The sequence below is a fragment of the Natronomonas marina genome (genome assembly GCF_024298905.1).
GTDB classification, from domain to species: domain Archaea; phylum Halobacteriota; class Halobacteria; order Halobacteriales; family Haloarculaceae; genus Natronomonas; species Natronomonas marina.
In genome coordinates, this window is record NZ_CP101154.1 from 1,132,415 (window position 1) to 1,144,562 (window position 12,148).

The following is a 12,148-nucleotide window of genomic DNA, read 5'->3' on the forward strand; positions in this document are numbered from 1 at the left end:
CTCGCGCCGACGGGACGGAGTCGAGCGCCTACAGCCGCCCGGCCTCGTACCCCTCGACGATGTCCACGCCGGAGGAGGCGCCGATGCGCTCGGCGCCGGCCTCGAGCATCTCGACGGATTCGGCGAAACTGCCGATGCCGCCGCTGGCCTTCACCGGCAGGTACTCGCTCATCACCTCGACGTCCTCGACGGTCGCACCGCCCTCCGAGAAGCCGGTGGCGGTCTTGACGAACTCCGCGTCGGCCTCGGCGGCGAGTTCGCAGGCCGTCCGCAGTTCCGTTCCGGAGAGCAGCGGTGCCTCGACGATGAGCTTCACGGGAACGGGGACCGCGGCCACGACCCGTTCGAGTTCCTCGCGGACGGCGTGGTGGTCGCCCGAGCGGAGTCGGCCGACGTTGAGCACGACGTCTATCTCGTCGGCGTCGTCCATCCAGGCGTTCTCGGCCTCGCTCTCCTTGGTCGCCGGCGATTCCTGGCCGTGGGGGAAGCCACAGACCGTCACGAGGGTCACGTCGGGCGCGTGGTCGGCCGCCTCCGCGACGTAGCACGGCGGGATACAGGCGTTCATGCCGTGGGCGTCGGCCGCCTCCAGCACCGCCGCGACGTCGCGCCAGGTCGTCTCCGGCCCCAGGACGGTGTGGTCGATGCGTGCCGCGAACTCGGCGCGGTCCATACCTCCCGCTCGCGGCGGGGCGACATAAATCGCTTCCGTCGCGGGACGAACCGACGGACAGTTACCGCCCGCGCGAGGAGAGGGTGGCATGACCGAGTACTTCGAGGTGCACGCCCGCGACGCGGCGGCGCGGCGCGGCGAGGTGCGCCTCGCCGAACCCCTCGGGACGCCGGCGCTCGTCGACGACGTCCTCGAGGACGCCGGCAGTCGCTGGCACGCGGCCCGCGAGATGCCGGACGGCGAGGAGGGGGCCCTGACGGTGCTGCCCCACCGCGCGCTCCCGCCGGGCACCGAGCAACCGGTCGCCGAGGCGTTCTCCCCCGAGTACCCCGACGTCGACGTTCCGAGTGCGGCCGTCGTCTCACCGGCGACGGCCGACGACCACGGCACCGACGCCTACGTCCTGGCCGGCGCGCCCGGCTACGTCGGCCACGCCGAGGCGTTCGTCGAGGCCGTCGTCGGAGTCCGCGAGGCCATCCCCGACGACACGGCGCTGTATCTCTCCGGCGTCGCCACGCCGGCCAACGCCGCGACGCTGGTCTACGCCGGCGTCGACCTGCTGGACGAGAAGCGGGCCCGCGCCCGCGGGCTGGAGGGCTTCTACCTCACCACCGACGGCGAGGCGTTCCTCGAGGACCTCGAGGAGTTGCCCTGCGCCTGCGAGGCCTGCCGCGGGCCGGTCGCCGAGTTCTCGCGGGCGGACTGTGCCGACCACAACGCCAACCTCCTGCGGGCGGAACTGACCCGGGTGCGCAAGCGGGTCGCCGACGGCCGCCTCCGCGACTACGTCGAGGGGCAGGCCCGCCAGGAGGCGTGGCTGACCGCGACGCTCCGGCGACTCGACCAGCAGTACGGCTACCTGGAGGCCAGGACGCCCGTCTTCCGGCGGGAGGAACTGCTCGCCTCGACTGACGACGCGCTCCGCCGGGTCGAGATCCAGCGCTTCGCAGACCGGGTGACGACGCGCTACCGCCGCCGACTCGACGCGCCGCTGGTCCTGTTGCCGTGTTCGGCGCGCAAGCCCTACAGCGACTCGCAGAGTCACGAGCAGTTCAACCGGGCCGTCCAGTGGCGCGGCCACGTCGTCTCGATGACCTCCCCCATCGGCGTCGTGCCGAACGAACTGGAGACGACCTACCCGGCCCAGCACTACGACAGCGTCGTCACGGGGCGGTGGACCGAGACGGAAATCGAGTTCGTCGCGAGCGTCCTCGAGCGGTACCTCCAGCGGGCCGACTACGACCGCCACGTCGCCCACGTCCCCCCGGAGGGCTACCGCGACATCTGCGAGCGGGTCGAGGACTCCATCGGCGTCGAGTTCGAGTACACCGTCGAGGACCACCCGACGACCGAGGCGTCGCTTTCCAACCTCGATGCGGCCCTTGACGGTCTCGACAGCTACTACAAGAGCGAACGCGAGGCCGCGACGGTTCGGGCCATCGCGGACTTCCAGTTCGGGCCGGGCGCCGGCGACGAGGTGTTCGGCCCCGACGCACGGACGGAGGGCCGGTACCCGAAGCTACGGGTCACCGAGGACGGCGAGCAACTGGCGACGATGGTCCCGCAGTACGGCACGCTGTCGCTGACGCCGGCCGGCGGCCGCGCCTGGCGGGACAGCGACGCCCCGACGAAGACGGTCGAAATCGACGACTTCGTCCCGAGCGGCAGCGTCCTGGCGCCCGGCGTCCTCGACGCCGACGCCTCGATTCGGCCGGGCGACGAGGTGGTCGTCGAGGGACCGGAGGCCTTCGCCGTCGGGCGGGCGACCTGCCACGGCGAGGCGATGGTCGAGAGCTCCCGCGGTATCGTCGTCGACGTGCGGCACTGCGAGGAGCGGTAGGGGCTCGGAGCCGTCCGTCGGGGAGGGGAACGTCTCGAAGAGGTAGAGCGGCCGGAAAGATATAACCGACGAGGGAGCCTACCTTCCCGCATGAGTATCACCCGTGACGAGGAAGTGCTCGGTGGCGAACCCCGAATCGACGGAACGCGCATCGGCGTTCGTCACGTTTCTGCACGGGTAATCGACGGCGGACGGACCCCGGCCCACGTCGCAGACCAACTCGGCGTGCCGCTGGCCGACGTGTACCAGGCCCTCTCCTACTACTACGCACACGTCGACGAGATGCGCGAACTCGAGGCGGCGAACGAAACGGCCTTCGAGCGCGTTCGAGAGTCCTCGCTACAGCCCAGAGAAACCGTGCAGTGACCGGACCACGGATTCTGCTCGACGAACACGTCGGGCGAGTCTTCGAACGAGTCCTCGGCGAGCGCAGACACGACGTCGAGCAGGCGAAAGACCGGTTCGGGGAACACACGAGCGACGCCGAACTGATGGAGTGGTGTGCGGAGCACGGCGCCGTCCTCCTGACGAACAACGCGAAGGACTTCGAGCCGCTGCACGACCAGTACAATCACGCCGGACTTTTCCTCTACTACGACCAGACGCTACCGGACACCGACCCGGAAGGACTCGCTCGAACCGTCGACGAGGTTTTCAACCAGTACGGAGTCGACGGGGTCGAGAACCAACTCGTCGACCTCGGCCAGTGGTACGAGTGGCTCCACGGGTGAGCGAATCGTGCGCTCCGCGGTTCCGGGCCGTGGAAGGCGGGGAATCGCACCGGCTCGCGCCCGGTCCCTCGTGACGTCCGGCACTGCGAGGAGCGGTAAGGTTTTGTTCCCCCCGGTCGCCGCCCCGATATGGACCGCCCGCTCGTCCTCGCCCTCCCGGTAGCGGCGCTCGCGGCCGTCGTCGTCCCGCTACGCAGTATCGTCGTCTTCGAGGCGGTACGCGAACTGTTCGACCCCTTCACGCTCGCGCTGTTCACGCGGATGCTGTGGTCGCTCGTCGCCGTCGTCGGATTCCCGGCAGTGGGATACGCCTACGGCGAACTGACCGGCGACGGCCCGGCGGTGCCGGTACTCGGCGTCGCAGGGGGTGCTGGCTTCCTCGGCTCTCTCGCCGGGACGCTCGTCCTTCGGTTCGGTGCCGGCGCCTCCGGCGCGGGCTCGCTACCGGTCGAACTCGCGGCAGTGGGCGTCTTTGCGACGCTGGACGCCGCCACCTTCGGCCTGCTCGTCCTCGGCGGGTACGCGCTGTCGGTCCTTGGGGACTGACCGGCGGTGCCCTCGCCCCGGCCAGCTTTTTGTTCGCGCGGTACGACCGTGAGGCATGGACGAGATAACGCTGGGCGTCCCGGAGCCGCTTCTCGACTCCCTCCCGGAGGAGGGCGGTTCGGCCGCTCAGGACATGCAACGGGCCGTCGAGGGCTACAACGAGCGGATAGCCCGACTCCTCGAGGACGCCGACGACGAGGCTGAGGCCGCTTCAGCCGTGCTGGACGTCGTCGAACACTTCGAGACCCGCGGCGAACGATTCGACGAGTTCGTCCCCGAACTCCGGGCGTGGGGGCAGTCGCCCATCTACGCCATCGCCTGGCGCAACCTCTATGCGGATCTCATCGCACAGCTGTACGACCACGAGTGGCTCGCGGCCCGGCTGGACCGCGAGCGGAACTTCCGGCTCGTCGAGGACGGCGTCCGGCTCTCGGACCTATGAGCGGCTCGAAATCCCTGGAACTCCGGTTCTTCGCCACCTTCCGGGAGGCCGTCGGGCAGAAGGAGATCGAACGCGAGTTCGACCCCGACGCGACCATCGGGGACGTCCTGACGGCCATCGAGTCGGAGTTCCCGGAACTGGGGGGCGAACTGCTCGACGAGGCCGACGACATCAGGCCACAGTTGACCGTCCTGAAGAACGGCCGGGAGGTGGTCCACCTCGAGGGGACCGCGACGCCGCTCGAGGACGGCGACCGGGTCAGCGTCTTCCCGCCGGTCGCGGGGGGATGATGCGGCGGACGAAGCAGTTCCGCGGCATCTCGAAGCGACTGGCCGCCAACTACCTCGAGAACCTCGGCGGCGAGCGGGCCGACCCCGAGGGCGACCGCATCGAGGGCGACGGCTGGAGGGCCGACCTCTCGGCGGAGACCGTCGAAGTCGCCGGCTCGATGAAGCTGACCGAGGTGACCGTCGTCTTCGAGGGCGAGGAGCCGGTCCTCGAGGAGCTAATAGAGGACTTCACGCGGAAGGCGATGCGCGCCGGAGGGTAGGATGGCCGGGGGGCCGCTGGACGGCGACGCGCTCGTGCTCGCGGCGGCGAAGGCGTCGGTCTCCGGCGAGCGACTCCCGGACCTCGTCGACCGGGCCCAGGACCTGCTCGGCGGACGGCTGCCGGCGTACGGCCGCCGCTACGAGTGCGCCCACGAGGACGACTCGGCGGCCGTCTTCTTCGTCGAGGAGGGCCACTGGGCCGACCTCGGCGAGGAGATGGGCCTCGACGAGCGAGAGTGGCAGGCGCTGCGGCGCGCCCACACCGAGCACCTCGAGCGTCTCGGCCGCGACGTCGGCCGGCGTCGGGAGTTCAAGACGGCCCTGGAACTCCGGGAGATCGTCGTCATCGGCAAGTAGTCGAGCGTCACCGGCCGCGGCGTCAGCCCAGTTCGGCGAAGACGAACTCGGTGCTGCTGCCCAGCGGGTCGTCCGCCGTCACCGTCTCCAGCGACTCGAACCCCGCCTCCCGCAACTGACGCAGCGTCCGCTCGCGGCCCGGCGCCGAGAAGAACATCGACCCGCCCATCCAGCCCCGCCGGACCGTCTCGAAGCGGCTTCCCGGCAGCGTCATCAGCAGGACGCCACCGTCGGCCAGCACGCGGGCGAACTGGGCGTAGACCTCGGGGTGGCGCGTCCGCTCGACGTGGAAGACCGCGTGGTAGGCGGTGACGGCGTCGGCGACGCCGTCGCGGATGGGGAGCCGGAGCATGTCGGCCTGCAGGAGACGGGCCGACGGGACCGTCTCGGCGGCCAGTTCCAGCCCCCGGCGTGCGAAGTCGACCCCGACGCTTCCAGCGGGCAGGTTCGCCAGCGTCCGGGCGCCGTCGCCACAGCCGACGTCGACGACGAGCGGGTCCGCGGGCAGCCGCTCGCGGAGGTCCTCGAGAAGCGCGGCGTCGCTGCCGTCGGGATTCCGGCGCTCGGCGTACGCCTCCGAGACCCGCTCCCACTGCCGGCGGACGTCCTGGCGGTCCATACGGCTCCGAAGGGTTCGACCCGAAGAAAGCTCCCGGCTCCGGCAACCGAGGCGACCGACTGCGGGCCGCCCCGCCAGGGTCGACGGCTCAGCCAACCGACTCGCCGCTCCGCCAGTGGTCGATAACGTCCCTGAGGAGAGCGGTGTCGGTCGTCCCCGTCCGCCAGTCGTCGACGGCCGTCCGCAGCCCCTCGGAGTCGACGACGCCGTCGCCGTCGGTGTAGTCGGCGACGGTTTCGCCGGCCGTCTCCCCCGGCGGGGTCGACAGCGGGTCGGCGCAGGTGACGTTGCCGACGCAGTCGTCGGCTTCGGGACCGCCCGCCTCTCCCCACCAGTTGCCCGTCGCGTTGCCTTCGATGCGGGCGTCGGTGGCGTTGATCGCCGGTCGCTCGGTGTCGGTCAGCGTGCTGTTGTCGACTCGCCAGGCGCCGGTCGTGGCGTTGGCGAAGACGCCGACACCCTCGGAGGGGAGTTCGCCGGTCGTCTGCGTCCGGATGTCCCGAATCGTCGCGTTCCGCACCGCCCAGTCGCCGCCGGCGCGTTCGGCGAAGACGCCGACGCCGGTCCGGTTCCGTATCGTCGTTCCGGTAATCGTCCAGTCGCCGGTCGAGGCGAACGCGGTCACGGCGAAGAACTGGCCGGGGCCGAACGTCGAGTTCGCCACCGTCCAGTTGCCGGTCGTCGACGTCGCCGAGACGGCGCCCTCGTCGTTGTCCTCGAAGGTGGCGTTCTCGATTCGCCAGTCGCCGCCCGACTCGAAGGCGAACACGCCGGCGTCGCCGCCGTCCCGGACCGTCGTGTCGAGGACGCGCCACGCGCCGGAGGTGTTCTCCGCGTGTATCCCGGGACCGAGGTTGCCCGTGATTCGGCTCCCCTGGACCGTCCAGTCGCCCCGGGAGTTCGACGCGCTCACGCCCGGCGCGTCCGTCTCAACGGTGACATCGCTGACCGTCCAGTTCCCCGCCGAATCCTCGGCGAAGACGCCGTTGGAGTTGGCCTCCCGGATCTCGCTGCCCCGAATCCGCCAGTCGCCGGTCGTCTCGTAGGCGTCGAAGCCGTGTTTGCCGCCGACGGTGGTGACGTTGCGGGCCCGCCAGTCGCCGGCCGCCCCCGACGCGAACACGCCCGCGTGCCCCAGGTCACTGATGTGGAGGTCCGCTATCACCCACGCCGCGTCCCCCTGGGCGCCGCCGATGCCGATGTTGTACCCGACGATGGTGAACCCGCGAATCGTCGGCGCGGCGTCGCTGCTGACGGAGAACTGGAAGGCCGCCTTGTACGGGTTCGCCGTCGCCCCGTCCATCGTCGCGCCGTCCGGGGCGACGATGGTCACGTTCCTGTCGACGACGACCGTCCCGCCGTACGTCCCCGGCCGCACCTCGACGGTGTCGCCGTCGCTGGCGTCATCGACGGCGTCCTGAATCGAGGCGTACTCGGCGTCGCCGTCGTCGTCGACGACGAGGGTCTCGTTGCCGGTCTCCGCCGCTGCGCCGGACCCGACGCCGACCGCGAGGACGCCACAGACGAAAACCAGAACCACGATTCCGATACCCGCCGAACCCACCGCCCCCTGCCGAACCATTCCCGGAAGCGTCGGACGCCCCCGACTAAACCGTACTGGTCGAATCGAGCGCTGTAGGCGACCGGCCCACCGACCCCGGCCGTCCGCCGTCACCGCGACAGGAACGCCACGATGTCCTCGCAGCTCCGCTCGGGGAAGGACGCGTGGGGCCAGTGGGCCGCCCCGGGATACCGGCGGACGGTCACGTCGTCGCCGGCCCGCTGCAGGACCGCCGGAACCGTCGGTCCCAGCGCCGGATCGCGTTCGCCCCACAGCAGGAGCGTCTCGGTCTCCAGGCGGCCGTTCGGCCCCCGCAGGCGCCGCGGTGCCTCGCGGGCGAAGGCCCGGTAGTAGTTCACCATCGCCCCGATTGACCCCTCGCGTTCCCACCCCGACCGGTAGACCGCGACGTCCTCGTCGGTGAACGCCCCCTCGACGGCCGGGGCCTCGCGGAACCCCCGCTCCAGGAGCGCGAAGTCGTCCCGCGACAGCAGCCACTCGGGGACTCGCGGAGTCTGGGCGACGACGACGTACCACGACCGCAGCGCCTGCCGGAGGGAGAACTGCTCGGCGAGCGCCCGGGGATGCGGAGCGTTACAGACGACGAGACGGTCGACGACGCCGGGGTGTTCGAGTGCGGTCTCGATGGCGACGGTGCCGCCCCAGTCGTGGCCGAGGAGGGCGGCCGTGTCGTGACCCTCCAGTTCGAGGAGGCCGCGAACGTCGCCGACGAGGTGTTCGAGGGCGTAGGCGTCGACCCCCGACGGCTTCCCCGAGCGGTCGTAGCCCCGCAGGTCGGGCACGAGGAGGCGGAACCGCTCGGCCAGCGGGTCGAGGTGCCGGCGCCAGGCCCACCAGTTCTCCGGGAAGCCGTGCAGCGCGACGAGCGGCGGCGCCGAGGGGTCGCCGGCGACGACGTAGTGAATCTCGACGCCGTTCGGGGTAGCGAGGCGGTGGGTCAGGCCCCGCCCGTCGGTCCACTCCTCGTCGGGGCCGTTCGGCGCCGTCATGGTCGTCGCTGGGGACGCCAGCGGTTTGAGCGGTCGGGAGTCGCGGCGCTATCGGCGCGGGGCGCTAAAAAACGGGAGGTGCGTCAGTCGTCGGCCGGGGCCGCCGAGTCGCCGGCGGAGACGCCGGTACCGGGACCGACCTCGATGTCGAGTTCGTCGAGTTTCTCGTCCGGGACGACGCCGTCGACCCAGCCGCGTACCTCGTAGTACTCCGCTTTCATCTCGTCGAGTTCGACGAGACTGCCCTCGACGCCGCCCTGGCCGGGCATCGCGCCCTCGCCCTCGACGAACCGGTCCGGCAGGTCGTCGTCGCTGCCGTCGAAGCCGACGAGGTTGTTGTAGTAGCGCTCGAGGTTGTAGATGCGCTCGCCAGCCTTCATCATCTCCTCCTCGCCGAGGTCACGGCCGGTCATGCCGTTGTACTGGAGGACGTACTCCTCGACGCCCTCGGCGAAGGCGTTGAACTTGCAGATGTCGAAACTGTCCGAGACGGCGTGCATGTCCTGGAAGGTGACGGTGAGTTCGCCCTTGCCCTCCCACTCGACGGGGTCGACCTTCTCGGGGATGCCCAGGATTTCGGCTGCGGGCGTGTAGCCGCGCAGGTGGCAGGCCCCACGGTTCGAGGTGGCGTAGGCGATGCCCATCCCCTTCATGCAGCGGGGGTCGTAGGCCGCCATGGACTGGCCCTTCACCGCCAGGGAGTTGTCGTGGGCGTCGAACTCCTCGGCCATGTGGTCGTGGCCCTCCGCGAGGTGGTCGGCCAGTTCCGTCTCGCGGGTGGCGATTTTCGTGAGCATCTCGACCATTTCCTCGGTGTCGCCCCAGTCGATGCCCTCGCCGAGTCCGTCGAGTTTGCCCTCCTCGGTCATCTCCATGGCCATCGCCAGAACGTTGCCGCCGTCGATGGTGTCGATGCCGTGGTCGTTACACCGCTGCAGCATCAGCGCGATTTCGTCGCGCTCGGTGTGCCCGGAGTTCGGCCCGAGCGCCCACGCCGACTCGTACTCGTAGGACTCGGTGCGGACGTTCAGCTCCTCGCCCTTGTGCATCACGTCGACCTCGACCTCCTTCTTGCAGGCGACCGGACAGGAGTGACAGGTCGGTTCGTCGACGAGGATGTTCTCCCGGACGTTCTCGCCGGAGACCTTCTCGGCGTCGAAGTTCTCGTCGCCCCAGCCGTCGTCGCGGGCGTCCTTCGTCGAGGTGTACTTGGCGTTGCGGACCGGCAGCCCGGACATCTCCTCGCTGGCGTTCATCAGGACGTTCGTCCCGTACAGCGAGAGGCCACCCTCGTTGGGCGCGGTGACCTCCGACTCCTGGATGACCTCCATGGCCTGCTGGTGACCCTCCTTGAACGTCTCGGGGTCGGCCGGTTTCTGCATCTTCGTCGAGGACTTGACGACGACCGCCTTGAGGTTCTTCGACCCCATCACACAGCCGGTGCCGCCGCGCCCGGAGGCGCGGTCGTCCTCGTTCATGATGCAGGCGTACTTGACGCCGTTCTCGCCGGCCTCGCCGATGCCCATCACCGAGAGGTTCTTGCCGTACTCGCCGTCGACCTCCTCCTCGAGGGCATCGCGGGTCTCGTGGAAGCCCTGTCCCCACAGGTGGGAGGCGTCCCGGAGTTCGACCTCGCCGTCCTCGACGACGGCGTAGACGGGGTCCTCGGCCTTCCCCTCGAACAGCAGGCCGTCGAAGCCGGCCCACTTGAGACGGGCACCCGACCAGCCGCCGTGGTGGGAGTCGGTGACGGTCCCGGTCAGCGGCGATTTCGTACAGATGGCGATGCGTCCGCTCATCGTCACCTGCGTCCCCGTCAGCGGGCCGTTCATGAACGCCAGCAGGTTGTCGGGCCCCATCGGATCGACGTCGGGTCCCTGGTCGAAGACGTACTTGACGCCGAGACCGCGTGCACCGATATATTTCTCGGCGTCGGAGTGGTCGACCCCCTCGTAGTCGACGCGCCCCTCGGAGAGGTCGACGCGCGCGACGTGGTCGTGGAATCCGCCTAGGTCAGTCATGGTAATGGATAACACTAGCTAGTGGGCCGGAGACGGTGTAATCCTTGCCGGGAGGGAGTAACCGCGAACAGTTACATCGGCGGTCCGCGGCGCCCCCGGCAACGGCCGTTCGCGGCGGTCGGTCCCGGCCCGACGCGTTCAAGTCGGCCGAACCCGACCGACCGCCGTGAACTCGACGCGTCCGGTCGTACCGCGACGCCTGCGCTGGGCGGGTGCGGTGGCCTGTGCGGGCGCCGTCCTCGTCGCCTCCGTCGTTCGGCCGCCGGGAGCGGGCGGGTCGGCGACGCTACTTCTGGGCGTCGCGCTCGACAAGTGGCTCCACGCGGCGGCCTACGCCGCGCTCGCGGCGACACTGGCGTACGCGGCCCTCGCCGCGGGCCGGACGCTGCTCGTCGTTGCGGCCGTCGTCGCCGCCTACGGACTCGGGATCGAGGGCGTCCAGGCGACGCTGCCGTACCGGACGTTCTCGGTCGCAGACGCCGCGGCCAACGCCGTCGGCGCGCTCGTCGGCGTCGCGGCGTGGCGCCTCCTGGCCGTCTCGGGCGTTCGGACCCGGACCGCACGGGACGAAGACGGACGGGGGTGACGCCGGCTCTCGCCCGGTCCCGAGGGTCGTCCCGCTGAGTCGCAAGCGACACGGCTATCCGAATCGGCGGCGTAGCCGCGCCAATGAGTCAGCCGACGCCCGACGGCTACGAACAGGGGCGGGGAATGGACGCCCACAACGAGGTGATGCGCGAGGTCCGGAGTCGCAACGACCGGACCTACGACCCGACCGAACCGACCCGCGTGTGGCTCGACGAGGACAACACCCCCGACGGCGTCCACGACTCGCTGACTATCATCCTCAACACCGGCGGCTGCCGGTGGGCGCGGGCCGGCGGCTGTACGATGTGCGGCTACGTCGCCGAGAGCGTCGACGGCGGCACCGTCGCCCACGAGGACCTGATGACCCAGATCGAGGCCTGCCTCGAACACGAGCGGGAGAACCTCGATGACAAAACGGCGGGGCTGGTCAAGATTTACACCTCGGGGTCGTTCCTCGACGAGCGGGAGATTCCGGCCGAGACGCGGGCGGCCATCGCCGAGACCTTCGCCGACCGTGACCGGATGGTCGTCGAGTCGCTGCCGGACTTCGTCGACCGCGAGAAGATTCGAGACTTCACCGACCGGGGCATCGAGACCGACGTCGCCGTCGGTCTCGAGACGGCGACCGACCGGGTGCGGCACGACGCCGTCAACAAGTACTTCGATTTCGAGGAGTTCGAGGCGGCCTGTACCGAGGCGCGGGCGGCGGGAGCGGGCGTCAAGGCCTACCTCCTGATGAAGCCGCCGTTCCTGGCGGAACCGGACGCCGTCGCGGACATGAAGCGGTCGGTGCGGCGGTGTGCCGGCGTCGACGGCTGTCACACCGTCTCGATGAACCCCTGCAACGTCCAGCGACACACGATGGTCGAGGAACTGTACCACGACGGCGGCTACCGGCCGCCGTGGCTGTGGTCGGTCTGCGAGGTACTGGAGGCCACGGCGGACGTCGACGCCATCGTCGTCTCGGACCCGGTCGGTCACGGCTCCGACCGCGGCCCCCACAACTGCGGCGACTGCGACGACCGCGTCCAGACCGCCATCAAGGACTTCGATCTCCGGCAGGACCCCTCCGTGTTTGGGGAAGTGTCCTGCGAGTGCGAGGCCACCTGGGAGTACGTCATGGCCGAGGAGACGGCGTACAACCAGCCGCTCGTGGAGTAGGACACACGGCGACTCGGCGGCCGGTATCCGGGGGCTCGCGTGGAGGCG

15 protein-coding genes are annotated in these 12,148 nt (G+C 70.3%); 10 read left to right on the plus strand and 5 right to left on the minus strand.

The features are described from left to right. Positions 1-28: 28 nt before the first annotated feature. Positions 29-673 carry a deoxyribose-phosphate aldolase gene (gene deoC / locus NLF94_RS06110; RefSeq protein ID WP_254840582.1) on the minus strand — a complete coding sequence of 215 codons (645 nt, stop codon included), beginning with the start codon at positions 671-673 and terminating at the stop codon, positions 29-31. An 88-nt stretch (positions 674-761) separates the two neighbouring features. Here deoC and arcS point away from each other — a divergent pair, with 88 nt between their 5' ends. From arcS to NLF94_RS06150, 8 genes are all read left to right on the plus strand, one after another. Continuing rightward, positions 762-2,513: an archaeosine synthase subunit alpha gene (arcS, locus tag NLF94_RS06115; RefSeq protein ID WP_254840583.1), complete on the plus strand. Its 1,752-nt coding sequence runs from the start codon at positions 762-764 to the stop codon at positions 2,511-2,513. Between the two features lie 90 nt (positions 2,514-2,603). Beyond that, positions 2,604-2,879: a DUF433 domain-containing protein gene (locus NLF94_RS06120; RefSeq protein ID WP_254840584.1), complete on the plus strand. Its 276-nt coding sequence runs from the start codon at positions 2,604-2,606 to the stop codon at positions 2,877-2,879. Continuing rightward, the gene (locus tag NLF94_RS06125) at positions 2,876-3,244 is read left to right on the plus strand and encodes a DUF5615 family PIN-like protein (RefSeq protein WP_254840585.1); all 369 of its coding nucleotides are present in this window, start codon (positions 2,876-2,878) and stop codon (positions 3,242-3,244) included. Before NLF94_RS06120 ends, NLF94_RS06125 begins: the two co-directional genes overlap by 4 nt. 129 nt (positions 3,245-3,373) lie before the next feature. Beyond that, positions 3,374-3,790, plus strand: coding sequence for a hypothetical protein (locus NLF94_RS06130; RefSeq protein ID WP_254840586.1), 417 nt, complete (start codon positions 3,374-3,376; stop codon positions 3,788-3,790). A gap of 55 nt (positions 3,791-3,845) precedes the next feature. Next, positions 3,846-4,232 (plus strand): DUF7971 family protein, encoded by a 387-nt coding sequence (locus NLF94_RS06135; protein ID WP_254840587.1) that lies wholly within the window; start codon positions 3,846-3,848, stop codon positions 4,230-4,232. Beyond that, positions 4,229-4,522 carry a ubiquitin-like small modifier protein 1 gene (locus tag NLF94_RS06140; RefSeq protein WP_254840588.1) on the plus strand — a complete coding sequence of 98 codons (294 nt, stop codon included), beginning with the start codon at positions 4,229-4,231 and terminating at the stop codon, positions 4,520-4,522. The genes NLF94_RS06135 and NLF94_RS06140 overlap by 4 nt, the downstream gene beginning before the upstream one ends. Beyond that, positions 4,519-4,782 carry a MoaD-like domain-containing protein gene (locus tag NLF94_RS06145; RefSeq protein ID WP_350355846.1) on the plus strand — a complete coding sequence of 88 codons (264 nt, stop codon included), beginning with the start codon at positions 4,519-4,521 and terminating at the stop codon, positions 4,780-4,782. The genes NLF94_RS06140 and NLF94_RS06145 overlap by 4 nt, the downstream gene beginning before the upstream one ends. A gap of 1 nt (position 4,783) precedes the next feature. Continuing rightward, positions 4,784-5,140 carry a DUF8048 family protein gene (locus NLF94_RS06150; protein WP_254840589.1) on the plus strand — a complete coding sequence of 119 codons (357 nt, stop codon included), beginning with the start codon at positions 4,784-4,786 and terminating at the stop codon, positions 5,138-5,140. Between the two features lie 22 nt (positions 5,141-5,162). Here the strand turns inward: NLF94_RS06150 and NLF94_RS06155 are convergent, their stop codons facing one another. From NLF94_RS06155 to NLF94_RS06170, 4 genes are all read right to left on the minus strand, one after another. Further along, positions 5,163-5,759, minus strand: coding sequence for a class I SAM-dependent methyltransferase (locus NLF94_RS06155; RefSeq protein ID WP_254840590.1), 597 nt, complete (start codon positions 5,757-5,759; stop codon positions 5,163-5,165). An 88-nt stretch (positions 5,760-5,847) separates the two neighbouring features. Beyond that, on the minus strand, positions 5,848-7,341 hold the full coding sequence (locus NLF94_RS06160; RefSeq protein ID WP_254840591.1) for a right-handed parallel beta-helix repeat-containing protein: 1,494 nt from the start codon (positions 7,339-7,341) through the stop codon (positions 5,848-5,850). Positions 7,342-7,430: 89 nt separating this feature from the next. Further along, positions 7,431-8,330, minus strand: a complete 900-nt coding sequence (locus NLF94_RS06165; RefSeq protein ID WP_254840592.1) for an alpha/beta fold hydrolase — start codon at positions 8,328-8,330, stop codon at positions 7,431-7,433. A gap of 83 nt (positions 8,331-8,413) precedes the next feature. Beyond that, positions 8,414-10,351, minus strand: a complete 1,938-nt coding sequence (locus tag NLF94_RS06170; protein ID WP_254840593.1) for an aldehyde ferredoxin oxidoreductase family protein — start codon at positions 10,349-10,351, stop codon at positions 8,414-8,416. A 166-nt stretch (positions 10,352-10,517) separates the two neighbouring features. Between NLF94_RS06170 and NLF94_RS06175 the strand changes: the two genes are divergently transcribed. Both NLF94_RS06175 and NLF94_RS06180 read left to right on the plus strand, forming a co-directional pair. Beyond that, a complete protein-coding gene (locus NLF94_RS06175) occupies positions 10,518-10,937 on the plus strand; it encodes a VanZ family protein (RefSeq protein WP_254840594.1) in 420 nt (139 codons plus the stop codon). Positions 10,938-11,020: 83 nt separating this feature from the next. Next, the gene (locus tag NLF94_RS06180; RefSeq protein WP_254840595.1) at positions 11,021-12,100 is read left to right on the plus strand and encodes an archaeosine biosynthesis radical SAM protein RaSEA; all 1,080 of its coding nucleotides are present in this window, start codon (positions 11,021-11,023) and stop codon (positions 12,098-12,100) included. The last annotated feature ends 48 nt before the right edge of the window (positions 12,101-12,148 follow it).

Bases quoted from the DNA above. Each gene is read 5' to 3' on its own strand.
- deoC (WP_254840582.1), bottom strand. From the start codon at position 673: ATGGACCGCGCCGAGTTCGCGGCACGCATCGACCACACCGTCCTGGGG.
- arcS (WP_254840583.1), top strand. From the start codon at position 762: ATGACCGAGTACTTCGAGGTGCACGCCCGCGACGCGGCGGCGCGGCGC.
- NLF94_RS06120 (WP_254840584.1), top strand. From the start codon at position 2,604: ATGAGTATCACCCGTGACGAGGAAGTGCTCGGTGGCGAACCCCGAATC.
- NLF94_RS06130 (WP_254840586.1), top strand. From the start codon at position 3,374: ATGGACCGCCCGCTCGTCCTCGCCCTCCCGGTAGCGGCGCTCGCGGCC.
- NLF94_RS06135 (WP_254840587.1), top strand. From the start codon at position 3,846: ATGGACGAGATAACGCTGGGCGTCCCGGAGCCGCTTCTCGACTCCCTC.
- NLF94_RS06140 (WP_254840588.1), top strand. From the start codon at position 4,229: ATGAGCGGCTCGAAATCCCTGGAACTCCGGTTCTTCGCCACCTTCCGG.
- NLF94_RS06145 (WP_350355846.1), top strand. From the start codon at position 4,519: ATGATGCGGCGGACGAAGCAGTTCCGCGGCATCTCGAAGCGACTGGCC.
- NLF94_RS06150 (WP_254840589.1), top strand. From the start codon at position 4,784: ATGGCCGGGGGGCCGCTGGACGGCGACGCGCTCGTGCTCGCGGCGGCG.
- NLF94_RS06155 (WP_254840590.1), bottom strand. From the start codon at position 5,759: ATGGACCGCCAGGACGTCCGCCGGCAGTGGGAGCGGGTCTCGGAGGCG.
- NLF94_RS06160 (WP_254840591.1), bottom strand. From the start codon at position 7,341: ATGGTTCGGCAGGGGGCGGTGGGTTCGGCGGGTATCGGAATCGTGGTT.
- NLF94_RS06165 (WP_254840592.1), bottom strand. From the start codon at position 8,330: ATGACGGCGCCGAACGGCCCCGACGAGGAGTGGACCGACGGGCGGGGC.
- NLF94_RS06170 (WP_254840593.1), bottom strand. From the start codon at position 10,351: ATGACTGACCTAGGCGGATTCCACGACCACGTCGCGCGCGTCGACCTC.
- NLF94_RS06180 (WP_254840595.1), top strand. From the start codon at position 11,021: ATGAGTCAGCCGACGCCCGACGGCTACGAACAGGGGCGGGGAATGGAC.